We start from the raw sequence: 19076 nt of genomic DNA on the forward strand, positions 1-19076 counted from the left end.
TACAGGAACTTCAGGGTTGACTTGATGGGCCACGAATTCAAGCAATCGCCGATAGTTCTCCTGACCGCCCTCGGCCAGGTAGGCATAAGCCCGAGCGCAGACCGAGATATCTACGGTAGCATTGCGTCCCCAGTTGGCCGGGTCAAAGGAGGTCGTGATGATGGCCGTGGAGCTTGCGAGCTCGTCAATACGGGCGCTGACCTCCTCCCAGAACCCATCGGTGGTCCAGTAAAAAAGAATAGCATCGGCGTCTGCGGCCCTTGCCCAGAAATGCTCCAGACATTCTGCATTGTTTTCGATCTCTTTTTGCGAAAAAATGGCCAGCTCCACATGGGGACTTTCTTCGGCAGCCGCCAGAAAGGCGGGCAAATAGGAACCCCACATAATGCTGACGATTCGAATGGGTTGGGTGGTGGTATTCATGGGACACTTTCCTATAGTTCTATTATGGTTGCATTTGATCTCTCGGCGCACCTGAGCGGCTGGATGTGGAGATGTCCGTTCTCCCGGCGGACGTCGGCCTCCACGCCGTACACCTGGCGAATGTTCTCCGGGGTCATTATTTCGGACGGTGTTCCCGAGCAGAACATCCTTCCCCGGTGGAGCATCATGATCGTGTCAGAAAATCTGGCCGCCAAATTCAGGTCGTGCATGGCCATCATGGCACCGATCCCTTTGCTTTTCACCAGCGTGGTAATTACCTCCAGCATCTCCAGTTGATGACGCAGGTCCAGGCTGCTGGTCGGCTCGTCCAACAACAGATAGCGCGTATCCTGGACCAAGGCCCTGGCAAGTAATACTTTCTGGGCCTGCCCGCCGCTGAGCCGGTCCATATCCCGCATGGCAAGATCAGCCAGATTCATCTCCTCAATGATCTTTGCGGTTCGCTCCAAATCCTTTCGGGAAGGTCGCCAGGCAAGATACGGCCTTCGTCCTGCAAGGACCGTATCAAAAACGGTCATTGGGAATCTGACGGGCATGTTCTGGGGCACATATCCCAGGTGTTTCGCCAGTTCTTTACGAGGCATTCGAAACGTATCCCGGCCCTCAATGAGAACAGATCCTCTGGCAGGCCTGAGAATACCGGCGATGCATTTGAGCAGGGTGGTCTTGCCGACACCGTTGGGTCCGACAATGCTCAGAACCTGGCCTTTTTCTACGCTTGCTCCAACACTTTCCAGCACCCGCGCACCGTTATAGTCGAAGACAAGATTCATTGCCTGCAGCATCACCAGTACTCCCTGGAACGTTTCATCAAGAGATAGAAGAAAAACGGCACTCCGATGAAAGAGGTCACAATCCCGATGGGTATCACCTGGGGCGCCCAGAGGGTCCTTCCCAGCGTGTCCGCAGTCACAAGAATCACGGCCCCCACCAGTGCCGAGGCCGGCAGGAGAAACCGGTGATCGTTTCCGATTACCATACGCGTGATATGAGGCGCCACAAGCCCCACAAATCCGATGACTCCCGTAAAGCAGATACAGCCGGCGGTCACCAGGGAAGCCGCTGCGACTGCCCACATCCTCAGCCGATTCACGTTTACTCCCAGGGCCAGGGCCGATTCGTCCCCGGATGCCAAAAGGTTGAAATCCCACGCCCTGCGCAAAAGTATTGGAAAGGGAACCAGGATCATTGCCGCAGCCAACCCGATCTCGTTCCATCCGGCCTTGGAGAGGCTGCCGAAAAACCAGAACACGATCTCATGAACCTGTTCCATGGTTCCCATGTACTGAAAAAGGGACGTGAGGGAGGAAAACAGGAACATCAGCGCAATGCCGGTCAAGATCATGGTTTCGGAGGAGGCGCGTTTCATCTTGGCAACCGCGATGATGACGGTTGCCGACACCAGGGAAAACAGGAACGCGCCGCAGGCCACGCGATATGTTTGGAAGCCACCTCCCCAAAAAAGAATGACGCTTACGGCCCCAAAGCCCGCGCCCGAGCCCACACCCAGGGTGAAGGGGGAGGCGAGGGGATTTCGCAGAATGGCTTGAAAAACCACGCCCGCCAGCCCCAACCCGAAACCAACAAGCGCCGCCATTACGATGCGGGGAAGCCGCAACATCCAAATGATGCTGTGGCCGCGGCCCATGTCTCTATGCAAAGATGAAACAATTTCCCAAAAGCTCATGCCAGAGGCGCCGCAACAAAGCCCTATCGTCGTTGCCACAATGAGCAAAATGATGGCAGAGGCAAGAAACAGCGTTCTTACACGGGCATGAGTTTGATAGCGTAGGCACAGGGTCTCGGCGTTTGTGCTCATCTGCCGCCCCCCTGGATATTATCTGATACGAACACCCCGTGGTAAGCAATGCCCTGAAAGGCCTCCAGATACTCTTTGTGCAGTGCTTCAGGGTTGAGGTCGGGGAAAAGATCGGGGTGAATCCAGCGGACCATATGGGCGATGCCGATGATGGCCCTGGGACCAGTCCAGATGGCACTGTCCATGACATGGACGTTGCCGGACGCTACAGCCGAAATATGATGCCAGGCAGGACGCTTTAGTATGGCGTCGCGACATTTATTGAAAGGCGCCGGGTCCCTAAGGACATAGCCGTTGCCATAAGCAGCCGCCTTGATGATCACCTCTGGATTCCTGGACAATACCCACTCAGGGGTTACGCGCGGGTAGGGGATGGAAAGGCCGGCTGCAATATTGCTGCCACCGGCGAGCACGCACATTTCGTCTCCTCCCGAACCCGGACCGGCGGCATGATAGTCGGTATAACTTTCAATGTAGACCGCCGGGCGCCGCAGAGTTCGGGCAATTTTTTCCCGGAATACCCCGAGATGCCGCCGGTACCAGTCACAGAAACGTACGGCCTCCTTTTCTCGATTTAGCAGTTGTCCCATGACCCTAACTTCGCGTTCCAGCGTGTCAACTTTGTAGAAGTCGAGACGCAGCACTTGAATTCCGAACAAAGCCATTTTGTTTTCCAGCAACTGTCCGGGGTTCCGGCTGTAAGCAATGACAAGGTCGGGTTTGAGGGCAGCTATGGCTTCCATGTTCGGCTCCCGCCAACTGCCGACCTTGGGTCTTTGAGCCAAATCACCCCAGAATTCACGCTCCCGAACGACCTCGGAAAACACACCCGCAACGCAGTCTTCGGCCTTTAGTGTACGGAGAATTTCCAGAATATCCGAGTTCAGGGCCACGACCGTTTTAATCGGCAGGCTGAGCCGCACCTTTCTTCCCCGGGCATCTTCAATGGTCACCGAAGCACCGAAAGCCGATGCCGTCCAAAAGTTCAGAAACAGTGCGACGGCCAGCCAGCCAATCCAAAACGTCCTTGCTGATATACCGTGAGTGCTCAAGTTAGTATCGCAAGGTAAGTTCGGCGAAAAACGTCCGGCCATCGGTTTTGTAATATTCGTAGTATTGCTCATCAAAAATGTTGTCCACGGAAAGAGAAATCTCCATCCATTTCAATGGTGTTACGGTCACCTTGGCGTCCATGAAAAAGGCCGGCTCATACGTGCCGTACACCCCTTCTTCAGTGTCCTTGTTATCCGAGTTGTTGTAGATCTTGCTGTAATAGCGCCCCACAAGATTTCCCTTGAACCATTTGTAATGCGCGTCCAGGCCGATATTCCAGGCGATCTCGGGAACACCGATAACCTGCTTGTCTTCGCTGTCCGGATCTGCAGGATTATCGGTAATTTTTGCATCGGTATAGGTGAAGTTGCCCCACAGCGTAAGCCAATCGGTTACCTTCTGGGAGGCTTCAATCTCTAGACCATAGGTTTGAGCCTTACCGGCATTGGTCCGGACCTTGGTCGAGCCCTCGGTCCTGTAATAGATCAGATCGTCGATATCGTTGCGGTATCCAGTCAGGGAAAGACGGGTCTTTTTGTCAAAAAAGTACTGGTCGATGCCTATTTCATAGGTCCAGACGGTTTCGGGCTTCAGGTTTGGGTTACTTTGATAGGTTGTGGAATAATACTGCCAGGTGCGATAAAGCTCGTAAATGGTCGGCGGCCGAAAGGCGTGGCCGACGGAGGCTCTCAAGGTGGTATCGGGAAGCGCCTTCCATACGGTGGCGACCTTGGGGCTTAACTCGTATTCTTTATTGCTGTCGTATCGGGTTTCTGATCCAGGGACTCCCGAGGCGCCGTCGGAGACCTTCCATGTATCGTAGCGAAGCCCCAGGTAAAGGGTCAGCGAATCAATGATCCACCATTCGTCCTGGATAAAAACAGCCCATGTTTTAGACTTCCCACCGGAATAAAAGGTGCTCGCTCCCCTGCCGTAATAGCTACGGTAAAATGGAATGTCATACTCATTCGTGTCGACTTCATCTGTTCGATACGAAACACCAAAGGTCAGAATATGAGATTCCCCTAAGGGTAAGTCCCCTTGCAGTTCGCCAAACCAACTCTCCCCTTCAGTAATTTTTAAAGAACCAGGAGAATTACTGTAGTCAGTCAATCCGCTGCCGGACTCCAGAGTATATCGGGATTCCAACTGGACCGTCCCTGCCTGGGCATTGACCTGCAGTGGCCCGAAAATCTCCTTGAAAGCCAGAGTGTATGTATCGTTTTCCTTTTTCCCGATGCCCGTGTAGCTGATAAAGTCGTTGGGCCGAAATCGGGCACGCTGCCCGGAACCTGCAATGGCGTAAGTAGAATTATCGCCGAAGGTTCCCATGTAAGTGTTGGGCGGTCCGTAATCATATTCATAATCTCCAGAAACTGCCGTAAAAGAGAGTCGGCCGGTATCTGAAAAGTCAAGGCTCAGTTTTCCGTTTAACACCCGGCGCTCGGCCCCGTTTTTGCCCTTGTCGCCCACCACCCATCTTGTGGGTTCACCGTATTTATCGTTCATCAGATAGCCGCCGGAGACGTTTCCGGTTCCGGAAGAAATCGACCGAACCACCGGGGTTGATTCGTAACCATCCGTCTTTTCCTCTTCGTACCCAATCTGAAGGCCTAGCCGGTTCCAAAACCGGTTCCCGATACTGACTCGGCAGCGCTGCGTGTCATGGGTGCCATAGCCTCCGTTCAATTCAAGTTCCAACTTCTCAGGGGTCTTGGTGATGATGTTTATGACCCCTCCCATGGCGTTTCCTCCGTAAAGCGCCGACGCAGGCCCCCGGATGATTTCGATCCGTTCGATATTGTCGGTGGGCAGCGCACCCCACTCTACACCGCCGGTATAGGCGTCATTGATCGGTTGACCGTCGATCAACACAAGGGTGTACTTGTCACCGTTAAAGCCGCGCATTTTAACGGACGCGGTGGAATCCATGAGCCCTTTCGACCTTTTGACAAAGACGCCTGAAAGGCTATTGAGCGCGTCATCCACGGTTTGGACATTTTTCTTTCTCAGGTCTTCCTGGTCGATGACGGTCACGCTTCCGGGAACATCTTCGACCTTCTTTTCGGTTTTAGTGGCCGTGACCACGATTTCTTCCAATCTGACAGCATCTTGTCTTGCTTGCCCTGCTTTGGCCACGTGAGGTGCTGCAAAACAAAAGATTGCAAGCGCTACAATCAACCAGTTCCCATCTCTCATCGTTCATCTCCTCCCTTTGACTTTCTATCAATCATCGCATAGTGCTCCGAGGGGCCCACATTTTGGCTGTATGGTTCTCGCATTGACGGGAAAGAGATGCCGTGTTACCAAATAATTTGAAGCATCCCTTTCCCGGGAGCGCTTCACCTGGAAGGCGGCATAGTGCCTTGGCCGGTGCGTGCCGCTTTCCTATCCCCCATCTCAACATATCTGTTCATTGCCCATACTGGACCCATGCCAAGGGGGGGCCCTACATCTTTCTGTTCACCACAAAAAAGGCCACGAAGCCGCCTCCCTTGCCGGAAGCGTGGACCTTCGTGGCCTTTTTTTTGTATTTTATGCAATCTCCGCTAATACCTGGCGGAGAATTATATATCTCGGGATTCGTTAAACCCCTTGTGCCCTTAAACTGAAATCCAATTGGGAACGGCTTCTGCCGCCATTACAAAAAATAAATTTTTACTTCAGTCATTTTGAGAAGTCAAGCTTTTTCGCCTTCAACCGCAGGGCCTTCTTTGCCCTATCAGATTGAAAATGCGCTCAAATTGAACAATGCTATTTTCAGCCGCCTTCCGCTTCAAATAAAGAACCGTGGAACCCTAGGGAATGGCCCCACGGTTCTTTTAGTTAGTCTGGTTTCCATCCATAAATAGCCCTTTTCCCCAATCTTCCGCCTTCGACACGGCTACGGTGTGACAAGCTGCATCAGGCTCAAACCGGGGATCCGCTCTAAGGGGTAGGGAGTAGTCGCTACGCACGGACAAATTTTAATCCTCGAAATACTTCAATGTATTCCTGGGGTTGAATTTTTGCCTTCCCCTCCGGGGCGTAGGCCCTACGGGCCGGAGGCTTAACCTTGAATAAAATTACCCAGTCATGGATGGACACTTCTTTGATCTATCCTATGCGATAACAAGGCCCCGGCTGAGATCCGCGGGGAACGATCCATGTGCGCACTGGCTGCGGCTTGATAGGCGAAAAATGTGTTCAAGAAACCTTAGGGCGATACAATGTCAAGAGAAAATTGCCGCAAAGATTTTTATTGACAGGACCGAAATAATTATTTAATGATTTATTTTATCATATGAGGATGAGGACAAAAATGATCAGCAATCAATCCTGGCAGAGCTATTACTGGTTTTATTTTTCCGGGAGGGGTCTGCCCATGGATTGATTGAATTTTGCTTTTTGATTTCCAAGGCCGTGGGCAGATTAAAGCTCACGGCCTTTTTGTTTTTATGGGGTGAATAGTGTCACTATGAACCGCTGGTCACCGTTACCCTTTTCAAGGAGTGTCCCATACAAATACTTCACCTTTAGGGAGCAACCAGAGGAGGAAAATTTTGAAGAATGAATGTGGTTCTTATCGGGTACCGTTGCAGCGGTAAGACTTTAGCAGGCAAGATCATTGCCGGGAAACTTGGAAGAGAGTTCATGGATACAGATAGATTGATTGAGCATTATGCTGGTTGCTCAATTGTCAACATCGTTTCCAGAGCTGGATGGGAGCATTTTCGGGAGATTGAAAAAAGGGTGATTGAGGAGGTTTCCCAAAAAGATGATCTGGTGATTGCTACAGGAGGTGGCGTTGTACTCGCTCAAAAAAATGTGCGCAGTCTGAAAAGAAACGGATGGGTGGTATGGCTGAATGGAAAGGTCGAAGTGCTAAAGCAGAGGATGCTTGAAGAACAGAGGGCAGGCAGAGTTCGTCCTGCTTTGAAAGGCGTCGATCCTATTGATGAGGTTGAACAGGTGTTGGCAGAGAGGAGCCCGCTTTATAAACAGGCAAGTGATTTCATGGTGGATACCAGTGCACTGTCGCCCGAAAAAGTGGCGCTCTTGATTATGGATGCTATACCAGTTGAAATGAAAGGGAAGGGTTGTGCCGGGTAATACCTTTGGGGAGATATTCAGAATTACCACATTCGGGGAATCCCATGGTGAAGGGATTGGGGTGGTTATTGATGGTTGCCCTCCCATGATTCGACTGTCGCCCGTGGACTTTTTCGTAGATATGGCCAGGCGAAGGCCGGGGCTTCGTGCTTCTGATACGCCGAGAAAGGAAGAAGACCACGTGGAGATCCTCTCCGGTGTGCTTGAAGGCCTTACCACGGGGGCTCCAATAGCCCTTTTCATCCGTAACCGCGATGCAGACAGCAGCCCGTACGAGATCCTGCGCCACCTCTTCAGACCGGGGCACGGGGATTTCACCTACTTCAAGAAATACGGTCACTTTGACTTCAGAGGGGGAGGCAGATATTCAGCCAGGGAGACCGCGGCCAGGGTTGCCGCCGGTGTGGTGGCCAGGAAGATCCTTGAACCATTGGGTGTAAGGATCATGGGGTATACGATCGAGCTAGGCGGTATCCGGGCAAAGCATATAGATCTGGATACCATCGAAAAAAGCCCCCTTTTCTGCCCGGATCCGGATGCCTCCACCCGTATGGAAGAAGCGCTGACCATGGCCCGGAAGGCAGGTGATTCCCTGGGGGGTGTTGCAGAGGTGAGAATTACCGGCTGTCCCGCAGGGCTTGGTGAACCTGTTTTCGACAAGCTTGATGCGGATCTGGCAAAAGCGGTCTTCTCAATCGGAACGGTCAAAGGCGTCGAGATAGGTGCCGGGTTCGGGGCGTCAAGGCTCAGGGGGTCCGAGAACAATGACCCCATAATGCCGGATGGTTTCAGGACGAATCATGCCGGCGGGATCCTTGGCGGGATCTCCAACGGCGACGAAATTGTCCTGAGAGCGGCAATAAAGCCTATTCCTTCTATCAGGTTAGAGCAGGATACCATTGACAGGCAGGGGCGGGCAAGGAAGTTGAAACTCTCGGGAAGGCATGATGCCTCAGCTATACCCCGGGTTATCCCGGTACTGGAGGCAATGGCTGGCATTGTTCTGGCTGATCATTATATGCGAAGCCGGGTTTTTCAGAAGGAATGAAAGTGCCGGAAGAAGAGAGGCGAGCCGTCGACATTGATGTAATCGAGATTGTTTGTCGGGTAAAGGGCAGGATGTTTCAGGAGATGGACACGATCAGAACAGAGGAGTTCAGGAGATCGGCAGCAAGCAGGGTCAGCGGTCAGCAGGCCGGATGCTTTTGCTACACCTGGCGGTATGATCTTTATTTTTGCGGTATGATCTTTATTTTTGGGGGTGGAGGGGTCCGCCCGTGGGCTGGTAGGTGAAGAAGTAGACCGGGCCGTGGGTGGAAATACTACCTCTCACGGCCTTTTTTTGTGAGGGCATGGGGAACAAATTGTTAAGGCTGTGGTGATTGGTTTGCCCAAGGAGGGAAAAATGAATTACCCCGCCGCAAGCAGCGGGGTATCAATCAGGAACCTTGTATTTATCGCCGCAAGCGGCGGAGAATTCAACCCAAAGGGATTAAATAAGGGGGGTGCAAAAATGATTGGAAAAGGGCTCAGACTGGAGAGAATCATCAATCGGCACACGGGAAAGACCGTGATCGTTCCAATGGATCATGGAGTCAGTTCAGGTCCGATTACGGGCATAACCAACATGGAAGAGACGATGAGCCGGGTGGCAAATGGAGGGGCTGACGCCGTGATAGTACACAAAGGAATAGTGGCCCACGGGTATGGAAAGGTCCGGTCGGAAATGGGCCTTATCGTCCATCTATCGGGGAGTACATCCCTCTCACCTGAACCCAATGCCAAGAGCCTTGTCTGCACTGTAGAAGAGGCCATTAAGCTGGGCGCAGACGCAGTCTCGGTCCATATCAATATAGGCAATGATCGTGAAATGCAGATGCTTGCCGATCTGGGCACCGTCGCGCATACGGCCGGTGAATGGGGTATTCCTCTCCTTGCTATGATCTATCCAAGGGGAGAGAGGATCAGGGATGAGTTCGATCCCAAAGCCGTTACCCATGCCGCGAGGCTCGGCGCTGAATTGGGGGCCGATGTTGTCAAGGTATCTTACACTGGAGACCCAGAGTCCTTCAGTAAAGTGGTGGAAGGTTGCCATGCACCGGTGGTTATCGCCGGCGGTCCGAAGGCGGATACTGACAGGGCCGTCCTTGAGATGGTCAAAGGGGCTATTGAGGCAGGAGCGGCAGGGACCTCCATCGGCCGCAATGTCTTTCAGCACAGGGATCCGGCCGCAATGGTGGCAGCACTTGCCATGATAGTCCACAACGGGGCGGATGTGGAAGAGGCCCTTCAATTCCTCAATAGCAGTAAGGAGAAAAAGGATGATACAGGCGCCGGAAGAGGACGGGAACTGGCTGCTGCTTGAAAAATTAAGGCGCCGGATCGACCGGATAGATGATCGGATCCTCTCCCTTCTTTCAACAAGACAGGAGTTTGCCGCTGAAATCGGAAGGTGCAAGAGGGAGCTTGGTCTCAAAGTATTCGATCCTTCACGTGAGCGGAAAGTCCTGAGCTGGCTTGTCTCAAACAGCAATGGAAACCTGAGTGAGCAGGCCATCAAAGGTGTTTTTTCAGAGATCATCTCCGCGGCCCGCTCCGTGCAGGAGCCACTGAAAGTCGCTTACCTGGGGCCTGAAGCCACGTTTTGCCACCAGGCTGCAAAAAAAATGTTCGGCCATTGTGCAATACAGCGCGGGGCTGACAGCATTGAACAGGTCTTTGAGCTGGTGGAGGCAGGTGTTTGCACGGCGGGCGTGGTTCCCCTGGAAAATTCATGCGAAGGGTCTGTGAATATGACCCTCGATCTGTTCTTTAAGAAAGACCTGAAGATATTCCGGGAAGGTTTCCTGAGAATCAGGCATCATCTCCTGAGCGGGACCGGCCGCAAGGAAAAAATCAGACTCATCTATTCACACCCCATGGCCCTTGCCCAGTGCCGTTCATGGCTTAAGAGGCATCTGCCCGGAGTGTCCGTCATGGAAACGGAAAGCACTTCGGCGGCAGCCGGCCTTGCAGCCCGGGAACCTGATGCAGGCGCCGTGGGAAGCAGAATGTCAGCCTGTATCTACGGCCTGAAGATCGTGGAGGAAAGCATACAGGATCATTCCGATAATGTGACACGTTTTGTGGTGATCGGAAAGAGTAATAATGGACCCACGGGAAACGACAAGACGTCTTTGCTCTTTTCAGTGCCCCATAGGGCAGGAGCCCTGTTGAGGTCCCTTGAACCCATTGCCAAAAGAGGCATCAACATGACCCGGATAGAATCCAGGCCCATGAAGACAGGAAACTGGGAATATTTCTTCTTTGTGGATCTTGAAGGCCATGAAAGGGACGGGAATGTAGGAAAGGCTGTCAGGGAAATGGAGGAGCGCTGTATTTTCATTAAGCGACTCGGCTCCTACCCTGCCGGAGGCGAGTTATGGGACTAGAGCGGCCTGTGGTAGGGATCGTCGGCGGTACGGGCAGGATGGGTACATGGTTTGCTGATTTGCTTGAAGGCCATGGTCTGCACGTGGTGCGTACGGGACGAAGCACAAAGACCACGCCCCGTCAGATGGCTTCTTTGTGTGATGTGGTTGTGATCTCAGTGCCTGTAGCGGAAACGACAAAGGTGATACGCGATATAGGGCCACTGGTCAAAGAGGACGGCCTTCTCATGGATCTTACATCAGTGAAAAAGGGGCCGGTGGAGGCGATGCTGAATCATTCCAGGGCCCAGGTGGTGGGAGTACACCCGCTTTTCGGGCCCGAGACCGGGTCAGCCCCGGATATGAAGATCGCCATATGCCCCGCAAGGGGGCAGGAGGGTTTGGAGTGGATCTCCGCTGTTTTTCGCAATAGCGGGTACGGGGTGATCTGTCTCGAAGCAGAGGTGCATGATCGCATGATGGGGGTGATCCAGGGAGTAACGCATTTTTCTTCCCTGGTGCTGGCCCTTTTTATTCATAGTTCCGACTTTGAAATTGATGACCTCGTAAGCTGTTCCACTCCGACATTCAAACACAGACTTGACCGGATCAGGTCCATCCTGGACCAGCCGCCGGGGCTTTTCAGTTCGCTTATGATGGACAATCCTTATGCAGGGGCATCTATAGAGAAGTACCTGGATTCATGTGAGCACTTGATCCGGATTATCAGGGCGCGGAACAGGTCGGCATTTGATGAGCTGTTTGAATCGCTCGAGCATTTTTTCTCGAAGGAGGTTTTCAGGCCATGAAAGAGGTATGGGTCAAGGCGGATCCATGGAAAAAGGAACTGGTCACGACAGCGCTGGAGGCGGGGGCTGATGCGGTGATTGTTCCTGCTGACAAAATCGCAAGGGTAAAGGAACTTGGATTGATAAAAATCGTTTCTGAAGAAGGTGACATCAAATGGGGAGAGGATGTAGTGGAAATGGAGGTCCGAACCCCGGAAGATGAAGACAGGATCGTGGAACTGGGCCGAGAGAAAAGGGTCGTAGTGAAGACCACGGACTGGAGGGTTATTCCTCTTGAGAACCTGGTTGCCAGGACGGGGAACATTTTCGTTGAAGTGGAAAATCTTGAGGATGCCAGGACCGCTTCGGGAATTCTTGAGAACGGCGTTCACGGGCTGGTAATCACCCATCCTGATCCAGTCAAGGTAAGGAAAATTATCAACGTGATCAAGGAAGGCCGTCAAACCCTGGATCTGGCAGAGTTTGTGATCGACGCCGTGATCCCTGCAGGAATGGGTGATAGAGTCTGCGTCGATACCTGTACATTGATGGGTGAGGGAGAAGGCTTATTGGTGGGCAACAGCAGCCAAGGCTTCCTTCTGGTGCACTCGGAAAGCATTGAAAGCCCGTATGTGGCGCCGAGACCGTTTCGGGTGAATGCCGGAGCAATTCATTCATACACCCTGGTCCCAGGTGGTAGAACACGGTACCTGTCTGAGTTGGAAGCGGGCGATGAGGTTATGGGGGTTGACAGCAAGGGATGTGTAATGAACCTTACGATTGGGAGGGTGAAGATCGAACGAAGACCCTTGCTGCTTGTAAGAGCCACAGGCCCCAAGAAAACGGCGAGCGCCATCTTGCAGAATGCCGAGACAATACGGCTGGTGAACGTTGGGGGAAAACCCGTCTCGGTAGTAAAACTGAGACCGGGCGATAAGGTGATGGGATATGTGGAAGAAACAGCCAGGCATTTCGGGCACAGGATCAGTGAGACCATTGTGGAGCGGTGAGTTCGTTAATGATCCCAAAGGCTGATTTCCTTATCCCGGTGTGTCGGGCCCTTCCTTGAAAAGCTGAATATCACCGGTAAAAGGCGATACCATGATCTGTATTCCAATCCTTGCACGTGACACCCGGGAGGCCGAAGAGAAGATAAGGCGGGCTGAGAGACTCGCCGACCTTCTGGAAATTCGTCTGGATGTGATGGGCCGGTTCGACCTCCATGGGATTATCCGGGCAGCCGCCAAACCAGTTATTGTAACTTATCGTTCCAGGCAAGAGGGCGGTAAAGGAAAGGACTGTTATGCTACGGTGGCGAGGTATCTTTGCCAGGCTGCAGAAGCAGGAGTCGATTTCATTGATATAGAATACAGCATGCCGGGCGGCATTCGAAAAAAGATATTTGAAGCTCGTGGAAACAGCATGATCATCGTTTCCACACACCTGTTGAATGGTACACCCGACAGAGATACCCTGGAAGATCTGATGAAAAAAATGGCCGCCACGGGAGCCGATGTAATAAAGATAGTAACCAGGGCTGAAACGGTGGAGGATAATCTGCGTGTTCTGGAGTTGATAGCGCCGGCCAGAGGACTGGGGCTTGATATCATCACCTTTTGCCTCGGCTCAAAAGGGCGCATAAGCAGAATAATAAGCCCCCTCCTTGGTGGATATCTTACCTTTGCATCCCTTGAAGAGGGAGAAGAGTCGGCAGAGGGCCAAATTCCTGCAAAGACAATGAAGACCATCCTGGAGGTGCTCAGGACATGAAGATAGATCAGCATACGGCGCTTTACGGCGTGACCGGTTACCCGCTGGGCCACAGCTTGAGTCCTCTCATGCACAACGCGGCCTTTGAATGCTGTGGGGTAAACGCGGTTTTCCTGGCCTTCGAGACCCATGACCTTGAAGGCTGCATTCGATCCGTCAGGGCGCTCGGGATAAGGGGTTTGAGTGTTACGTTGCCTTTCAAGTCTGAGATCATTGCTTATCTGGACAGACTTGATTCACTGGCTGAAAGCATCGGCGCGGTAAACACTGTGGTAAATCGTGAAGGCATGCTCATTGGTTATAATACAGATGCAACCGGTGCCCTTAGGGCACTGAGCGATATCGTGGATCCGAGAGATAAACGATGCTTGATCCTGGGCGCAGGTGGGGCGGCCAGGGCAATCGGGTTTGCACTCAAAGAGCAAGGTTGCGTGCTGACCATAGCCAATCGCTCGAGGGAAAGGGGGGAGGCCCTTGCGCAGGTTCTTGATGCATCCTTTGTGCTTATGGATCAGGTAAAAGGGTTAGAGACGGATATCCTTATTCAGACTACGCCTGTTGGCATGTATCCACAGGTAGAGCAGTGTCCGATGAACCCTGAGAGTGTGAGAGCGGAAGTGGTGATGGATATAATATACAACCCTTTCCGCACGGAGCTGCTGAAAAGTTTCAAGAGGCAGGGAGCAAAAACCATTGAAGGTATGCGTATGTTTGTTTGCCAGGGAGCCGAGCAGTTCAGGTTGTGGACCGGCCTTGAACCCCCGATTCAGGCCATGGAGGCTGCAGCCAGGATATCCCTGGCAGCAGAAGCTGTGGAGTAAGAAAATATGAAACGCATTCATCCACGAACCCGTATCCAGGCCTCCTTCCGGTTGCCTGGATCCAAGAGTATCACCCACAGGGCGCTGATAGCAGCCAGCCTGGCAAAAGGTGAGAGTCTGCTTCTTGGAGCACTCAGTTGTGAAGACACGAATTACACCCGGACCATATTGAAAAATCTCGGTTCCGGGATCAAAGAGCGCGCAGAGGGGCTGGAGATCAGGGGCACGGCCGGAAAATTCAGGACCTTTTCGCAAGAAAAACGATTCTTCCTGGGTAACTCAGGCACTTCCATGCGTCTTCTTCTTTCTGTAGTCAGCCTTGGCACGGGAGAGTTTATGCTCGACGGAACTCCCCGGATGAGGCAAAGACCTGTGGGTGAACTCGCCAGAGCACTGAACCGGCTGGGAGGTGAGGTTTCTTTCTGTCAGAGTGACGGCTACCCGCCTCTCCTGGTGAAGGCCGCGGGTCTTAAAGGTGGGAAGGTGCGGATCCTGGCGAGCGAGAGCAGTCAGTACGTTTCTTCTCTTCTGCTTGCAGCGCCTTATGCGGAAAAGGGGGTTGAAATCGAGATTGAAGGAACTCTCATGTCCAGGCCTTATGTGGATATGACCCTGGAAGTTATGAAGTCGTTTGGGGCGGATATCATGCGGGACGGGTATCACTGGTTTAGGGTGACGCCTGGTAAAGGATATCTGGGCCGCCGGTTTGTGGTGGAAGGGGATATGTCCTCAGCGGCCTATTTTTGGGCCGCGGCGGCGGTTACCAGGGGCGAAGTCGTGACAGGGCCCGTTGATCCCCGCACCACCAGCCAGGGGGACATCGGGTTCCTTGATGTGCTCAAGGAAATGGGGTGTTCTGTTATGAAAAATCAGGATAGTGTGGCTGTACAGGGGCGGCCGCTTAGAGGGGTCGATGTGGACATGAGCCTCATGCCCGATATGGTCCCCACACTGGCTGCAGTGGGACTTTTTGCTGAAGGAAAGACTGTTATCAGGAACGTGGCCCATCTGCGTCTAAAAGAGAGCGACCGGCTCGGAAGCATCGCTCAGGAATGGCGCAAATTGGGGGCAAATGTTGAAGAGCTTCCAGATGGTCTCATCATAAAAGGCGGCCATAGACTTGAAGGAAACATTGTTGATCCGCAAAATGATCACCGTATTGCAATGAGCCTGGCCGTTGTAGGACTCAGGGTGCCCGGAGTCCTTATAACCAACGAAACCTGTGTAAATAAATCCTTTCCGAATTTCTGGGAATATTGGGATCGCTTATGATGCGGAACCGTTAATCGCATCTGGTGGACCGCCTCGAAGTCGAAAAGACAGTGGGCGGCTTCAGGATAATACCCTCCAATGCAAATCCACCCCTAGTCATTTCCATCTAAGCGCGCCTTGGGCTTGTCCGCCTAAGGCGGGTCTCCGGAAAGCCCGGAAATCGCTCGATTTAGGTCCTCCTCATCTGGCGATTTCCCTCCATAAATGACCTTTTTGAGTAATCTCGGGCCTGCCTGTGTCGTGTACGGCAGAGAGGTAAATCCGCAGGATTCCATGTCATTACCACGTCCTCATGGTCCGGCGCCTTACAAGTTGCTGCCTGCCCTGAACAGGGAGCCAGGAACGTGATGTTGCCGCTGGAGTTCCTCGCAAAGGCCTTATCAGTCATCCTTAAGTCGGTCTTGAAACCATAATTAGTGCCTATCCATAAATGGCCGATTTCCGCAATCTTCCGCCTTTGTCACAGCTACGGCGCGACCAGGCTGCGTCAGGCTCAAACCGGGGACCCGCCCGAAGGGTGACAAATTTTGAATGAATTTGATGTTTCCTGACTGCACCTTTTGAGTGAATGTAATCTCACCTGGAAAGGTGTCCAACGGTCTATAATCATTGAATAAATGGCTTCTTTCAAAATTTGTCATGCATAATACGGGTTGATTTCACCCTTGACAAGACAGTGGTTATGTCTCATTATGTGAATAGTGATTCACAATTCACATTGGAGGTTCAGTTGTGGGCGCTCAAAAGATGAATACGGAAAGTCGAAAAGAACAGATCGCACAGGCGGCTCTTGACTTGATCGGAAGCCACGGGCTCCAGGCCCTGAGCATTGCAAATGTAGCCGAACGTGTCGGCCTTGTGCCTTCGGGAATCTATCGCCATTTCAAGAGCAAAGATGACTTGTTGAGCGCAACCCTGGACCTGATAGGGAAAAGGCTGCTGAGCAATGTGGAGTCGGTTCGCCGGGAGACACCAGACGCCCTGGAGCGACTGCGGGTGCTTTTGATGCGTGAAATCCGTTTGCTTTTGGAAAACCAGGCAATCCCCCACGTCATCTTCTCCGAAAGCATCTTCACCGATTCCGTAGATCGAAAGGACAGGGTGCGGGCCGTCATAACCGGCTATTTCCAGGAAGTTGAGAAGATCGTTCGGGAAGGGCAACGGGAGGGGCGATTGAGGGCGGATGTCGATCCCCTGACCGTGGTGCTGATGTTCAAGGGAATGGTTCTGCCGGCTATCGTGCTCTGGAAGGTCACGAGAGGGAACGTGGATCTTGTCCGGCAGGCCGAAGCTGAATGGGAGCTGTTTAGCGCCGCCGTTTCAGACCCCTGTGAAGGTTTAGGGAAAAGCAGGGGCATGGCGAAGGTGAATGAAACCCGTTGGAGGAAACCCGGGTGATGGCTACAGATCATAAGCAGGACAGGAAAAAGATGCGCATATGGCAGAAGCTGGTAGCGGGAGTGCTACTGCTGGCTCTCATAGGGCTGGTGGTGTTTTTCGGCGTACATAGGATTCGAGAACGGCTTAAACCAACACCGCCGGTTCCCCGCCCACCTCTCGCGGTAGAGACCCTGCAGGTCAACCCCGGCCCTTTCACGGTAACTCGCCGCTATACGGGTAGCATTGTATCTACTAAGCGTGCCTTGATTTCCACCCGGATAAGCGCCCGAGTGAAAAAGGTCTACTACCGCGAAGGTGAGACGGTCAAAAAGGGAAATCTGTTGATTACCTTGGACGACAGAGATCTGCGCGCGGAAGTCGGCCGGCTGGAATCTACTGCAAGACGCATCCAGATCGACTTGGATTACTGGAGATTGGAGGTTACCCGTAATGAAAAGCTGCTTCGAGGAAAGGCTATTTCACCTCAAAAGCAAGACGAGAGCAAACGCATGGTGGCCTCTTTGGAGGCGTCTTTACAGGCAAATGAATATGCTCTTGCCGCTGCACGTGCCAAGCTGGACTACACGCTGATCCGTGCCCCTTTTTCCGGTGCGATTCAGCGACTTGATACCGAAATCGGTGAACTGGCCGCACCCGGCAAGGTTCTTCTGGAGTTAGTGGTGACGAGCCCATTGAAGGCCGTATTTTCTGTACCCCAGAAGGATCTCGCAGAGATCAGAGAAGGGATGGAGGTTCGCTTGATCGTGCCTTCTCTGGATAAAACCATTACCAGCCGTATAGATCATATTTATCCGGCTTTGGACTCGGGCACCCGTAATGCCACTTTCGACGTCCGTCTCCCGGACCATTTGGAGAGGCTTCGACCCGGTATGACAGCAGATGCGATAGTGATAATGGCAAAGTTTGATCGGGCGCTTGTTTTGCCCCGCTCCGCTGTACGCATCCGCGAAGCCGACACGGGCGTTTATACGGTTGAAAAGAATGTTGCCCGTTGGCGGCCTGTCACCATTGGTCAAGCTGAGGGCAGGCAAGTAAGGATTGTTTCAGGTCTCAAAGGTGGTGAAACAGTGATCGTCACACCTGATCCACGACTTCAGGATGGCGGCCGAGTGCAGCCTCGCAACAACTGGAGGACTGCTCCATGAGTTGGCCGCGTTTCTCCATTCAGCACCGTTACACAATCTTCGCAGCCCTTATAGCTGTAGTTATATCGGGGGTGGCTGCCCGCCTTTCCATTCCGGTACGTCTCTTCCCTGATACCGACCCGCCGGTCGTGACAGTGATCACGCCCTACCCCGGTGTAGCCGCAGTGGATGTAGCCAAGAACCTGAGCAAGCCAATGGAAGAGGAGTTCGGCGGGATTGACGGCGTGGTGCGTGTAAGTTCGACCAGCCAGATGGGCCTATCGGTGGTGAAGGTCGAGTTCGGCTATCAACGGCGGGTCGAAGAAGCAGCCGTAGACGTACAAAACGCCATCAGCCGCATCCGCGATAGGTTGCCCGAGGGTATCCGTGAACCCCAGGTTATGCAGTTTTCCTCAGCGGACAAACCTATCCTTACAATCGCCATCACCAGCCCCTCTCTCCCACTCGTTAAAGTGAGGGAGTTGGCCGACAATCCCGTTCGTGACCGTTTGCAACTGGTCCCCGGTGTGGCGGCGGTAGATGTTTTCGGCGGGCACCGACGACAACTCGAAGTGGCTGTCCACGCAGACAAACTGCGCGCTTTCGGGGTCACAATGGCCCAGGTGGCCAGTGCCCTGGAAGGCTGGAATCTCACGGAATCAGGCGGGCGGGTGAATGTCGGCGCCTTGGAGACGATTGTCCGATTTGATGCGCCGTTATCCTCTCCTGACGAGGTTGCCAAGACAGTGCTCCTGCGTCGTGGAGATAGAGTTGTTCACTTATCAGATGTCGCGGATGTCTCCGAAACGGTAAAAGAGCAACGTTCCGCCTATCATTTCAACGGCAAGCCGGCCATCGCCGTTCAAGTGTTTAAGCGAGATGATGCCAACACCATAAAAGTGGCTTCTGCCGTCCGCGAGACCCTGAGTAAGATTGAGCAGGATTTTCCCCACCTCCAATTTGCAATCGCTGACGATGATTCTCAATTTACCGAACTGGTCATCAACAACATGACCAGCTCGGTGCTCATCGCGATCATTCTCACCATTATCGTGGTCTTCCTGTTCATGGCCCACTTACGC

The 19076-nt window shown here is 52.9% G+C and carries 17 protein-coding genes; 12 read left to right on the plus strand and 5 right to left on the minus strand.

The genetic code is table 11. The annotated features are described in order from the left end of the window. The 5 genes from JRF57_14405 to JRF57_14425 form a co-directional block, all read right to left on the minus strand. Nucleotides 1-423: hypothetical protein (locus tag JRF57_14405; GenBank protein MBW2304891.1), on the minus strand; the 423-nt coding region annotated here is incomplete at its 3' end. An 11-nt stretch (nucleotides 424-434) separates the two neighbouring features. Continuing rightward, on the minus strand, nucleotides 435-1229 hold the full coding sequence (locus tag JRF57_14410) for an ABC transporter ATP-binding protein (GenBank protein MBW2304892.1): 795 nt from the start codon (nucleotides 1227-1229) through the stop codon (nucleotides 435-437). After that, complete coding sequence (locus JRF57_14415) at nucleotides 1229-2263, minus strand: iron ABC transporter permease (protein MBW2304893.1); 1035 nt, start codon at nucleotides 2261-2263, stop codon at nucleotides 1229-1231. Before JRF57_14415 ends, JRF57_14410 begins: the two co-directional genes overlap by 1 nt. Next, entirely contained in the window at nucleotides 2260-3387 is a 1128-nt protein-coding gene (locus JRF57_14420) for an ABC transporter substrate-binding protein (protein MBW2304894.1), read from the minus strand. Before JRF57_14420 ends, JRF57_14415 begins: the two co-directional genes overlap by 4 nt. Continuing rightward, on the minus strand, nucleotides 3317-5515 hold the full coding sequence (locus JRF57_14425; protein ID MBW2304895.1) for a TonB-dependent receptor: 2199 nt from the start codon (nucleotides 5513-5515) through the stop codon (nucleotides 3317-3319). The genes JRF57_14420 and JRF57_14425 overlap by 71 nt, the downstream gene beginning before the upstream one ends. A gap of 1350 nt (nucleotides 5516-6865) precedes the next feature. Here JRF57_14425 and JRF57_14430 point away from each other — a divergent pair. From JRF57_14430 to JRF57_14485, 12 genes are all read left to right on the plus strand, one after another. After that, nucleotides 6866-7408 (plus strand): shikimate kinase, encoded by a 543-nt coding sequence (locus JRF57_14430; protein ID MBW2304896.1) that lies wholly within the window; start codon nucleotides 6866-6868, stop codon nucleotides 7406-7408. Then, nucleotides 7398-8456 (plus strand): chorismate synthase, encoded by a 1059-nt coding sequence (gene aroC / locus JRF57_14435; protein ID MBW2304897.1) that lies wholly within the window; start codon nucleotides 7398-7400, stop codon nucleotides 8454-8456. Before JRF57_14430 ends, aroC begins: the two co-directional genes overlap by 11 nt. Before the next feature lie 465 nt (nucleotides 8457-8921). Beyond that, nucleotides 8922-9773: a class I fructose-bisphosphate aldolase family protein gene (locus JRF57_14440; GenBank protein MBW2304898.1), complete on the plus strand. Its 852-nt coding sequence runs from the start codon at nucleotides 8922-8924 to the stop codon at nucleotides 9771-9773. Then, nucleotides 9730-10839, plus strand: coding sequence for a prephenate dehydratase (pheA, locus tag JRF57_14445; protein MBW2304899.1), 1110 nt, complete (start codon nucleotides 9730-9732; stop codon nucleotides 10837-10839). The genes JRF57_14440 and pheA overlap by 44 nt, the downstream gene beginning before the upstream one ends. Then, nucleotides 10830-11627: a prephenate dehydrogenase/arogenate dehydrogenase family protein gene (locus tag JRF57_14450; protein MBW2304900.1), complete on the plus strand. Its 798-nt coding sequence runs from the start codon at nucleotides 10830-10832 to the stop codon at nucleotides 11625-11627. Before pheA ends, JRF57_14450 begins: the two co-directional genes overlap by 10 nt. After that, entirely contained in the window at nucleotides 11624-12616 is a 993-nt protein-coding gene (locus JRF57_14455; GenBank protein MBW2304901.1) for a 3-dehydroquinate synthase II, read from the plus strand. Before JRF57_14450 ends, JRF57_14455 begins: the two co-directional genes overlap by 4 nt. 91 nt (nucleotides 12617-12707) lie before the next feature. Continuing rightward, nucleotides 12708-13376 (plus strand): type I 3-dehydroquinate dehydratase, encoded by a 669-nt coding sequence (gene aroD / locus JRF57_14460; protein MBW2304902.1) that lies wholly within the window; start codon nucleotides 12708-12710, stop codon nucleotides 13374-13376. Further along, complete coding sequence (locus JRF57_14465; GenBank protein ID MBW2304903.1) at nucleotides 13373-14197, plus strand: shikimate dehydrogenase; 825 nt, start codon at nucleotides 13373-13375, stop codon at nucleotides 14195-14197. Before aroD ends, JRF57_14465 begins: the two co-directional genes overlap by 4 nt. 6 nt (nucleotides 14198-14203) lie before the next feature. Next, entirely contained in the window at nucleotides 14204-15469 is a 1266-nt protein-coding gene (gene aroA, locus JRF57_14470) for a 3-phosphoshikimate 1-carboxyvinyltransferase (protein MBW2304904.1), read from the plus strand. A gap of 732 nt (nucleotides 15470-16201) precedes the next feature. Further along, the gene (locus tag JRF57_14475; GenBank protein ID MBW2304905.1) at nucleotides 16202-16867 is read left to right on the plus strand and encodes a TetR/AcrR family transcriptional regulator; all 666 of its coding nucleotides are present in this window, start codon (nucleotides 16202-16204) and stop codon (nucleotides 16865-16867) included. Further along, nucleotides 16867-18015 (plus strand): efflux RND transporter periplasmic adaptor subunit, encoded by a 1149-nt coding sequence (locus JRF57_14480; GenBank protein ID MBW2304906.1) that lies wholly within the window; start codon nucleotides 16867-16869, stop codon nucleotides 18013-18015. Before JRF57_14475 ends, JRF57_14480 begins: the two co-directional genes overlap by 1 nt. Next, a partial coding sequence (locus JRF57_14485) for an efflux RND transporter permease subunit (protein ID MBW2304907.1) occupies nucleotides 18012-19076 on the plus strand: 1065 nt, incomplete at its 3' end. The genes JRF57_14480 and JRF57_14485, both read left to right, overlap by 4 nt.

Source organism: Deltaproteobacteria bacterium (genome assembly GCA_019310525.1).
GTDB lineage: Bacteria > Desulfobacterota > DSM-4660 > Desulfatiglandales > HGW-15 > JAFDEE01.

What these genes read in the sequence shown, in the direction of transcription:
- JRF57_14410 (MBW2304892.1), bottom strand. Translation starts at nt 1,229, where the DNA reads ATGCTGCAGGCAATGAATCTTGTCTTCGACTATAACGGTGCGCGGGTG.
- pheA (MBW2304899.1), top strand. Translation starts at nt 9,730, where the DNA reads ATGATACAGGCGCCGGAAGAGGACGGGAACTGGCTGCTGCTTGAAAAA.
- aroA (MBW2304904.1), top strand. Translation starts at nt 14,204, where the DNA reads ATGAAACGCATTCATCCACGAACCCGTATCCAGGCCTCCTTCCGGTTG.
- JRF57_14450 (MBW2304900.1), top strand. Translation starts at nt 10,830, where the DNA reads ATGGGACTAGAGCGGCCTGTGGTAGGGATCGTCGGCGGTACGGGCAGG.
- JRF57_14415 (MBW2304893.1), bottom strand. Translation starts at nt 2,263, where the DNA reads ATGAGCACAAACGCCGAGACCCTGTGCCTACGCTATCAAACTCATGCC.
- JRF57_14430 (MBW2304896.1), top strand. Translation starts at nt 6,866, where the DNA reads ATGAATGTGGTTCTTATCGGGTACCGTTGCAGCGGTAAGACTTTAGCA.
- JRF57_14455 (MBW2304901.1), top strand. Translation starts at nt 11,624, where the DNA reads ATGAAAGAGGTATGGGTCAAGGCGGATCCATGGAAAAAGGAACTGGTC.
- JRF57_14440 (MBW2304898.1), top strand. Translation starts at nt 8,922, where the DNA reads ATGATTGGAAAAGGGCTCAGACTGGAGAGAATCATCAATCGGCACACG.
- JRF57_14465 (MBW2304903.1), top strand. Translation starts at nt 13,373, where the DNA reads ATGAAGATAGATCAGCATACGGCGCTTTACGGCGTGACCGGTTACCCG.
- JRF57_14420 (MBW2304894.1), bottom strand. Translation starts at nt 3,387, where the DNA reads ATGAGCAATACTACGAATATTACAAAACCGATGGCCGGACGTTTTTCG.
- JRF57_14480 (MBW2304906.1), top strand. Translation starts at nt 16,867, where the DNA reads ATGGCTACAGATCATAAGCAGGACAGGAAAAAGATGCGCATATGGCAG.
- JRF57_14425 (MBW2304895.1), bottom strand. Translation starts at nt 5,515, where the DNA reads ATGAGAGATGGGAACTGGTTGATTGTAGCGCTTGCAATCTTTTGTTTT.
- aroD (MBW2304902.1), top strand. Translation starts at nt 12,708, where the DNA reads ATGATCTGTATTCCAATCCTTGCACGTGACACCCGGGAGGCCGAAGAG.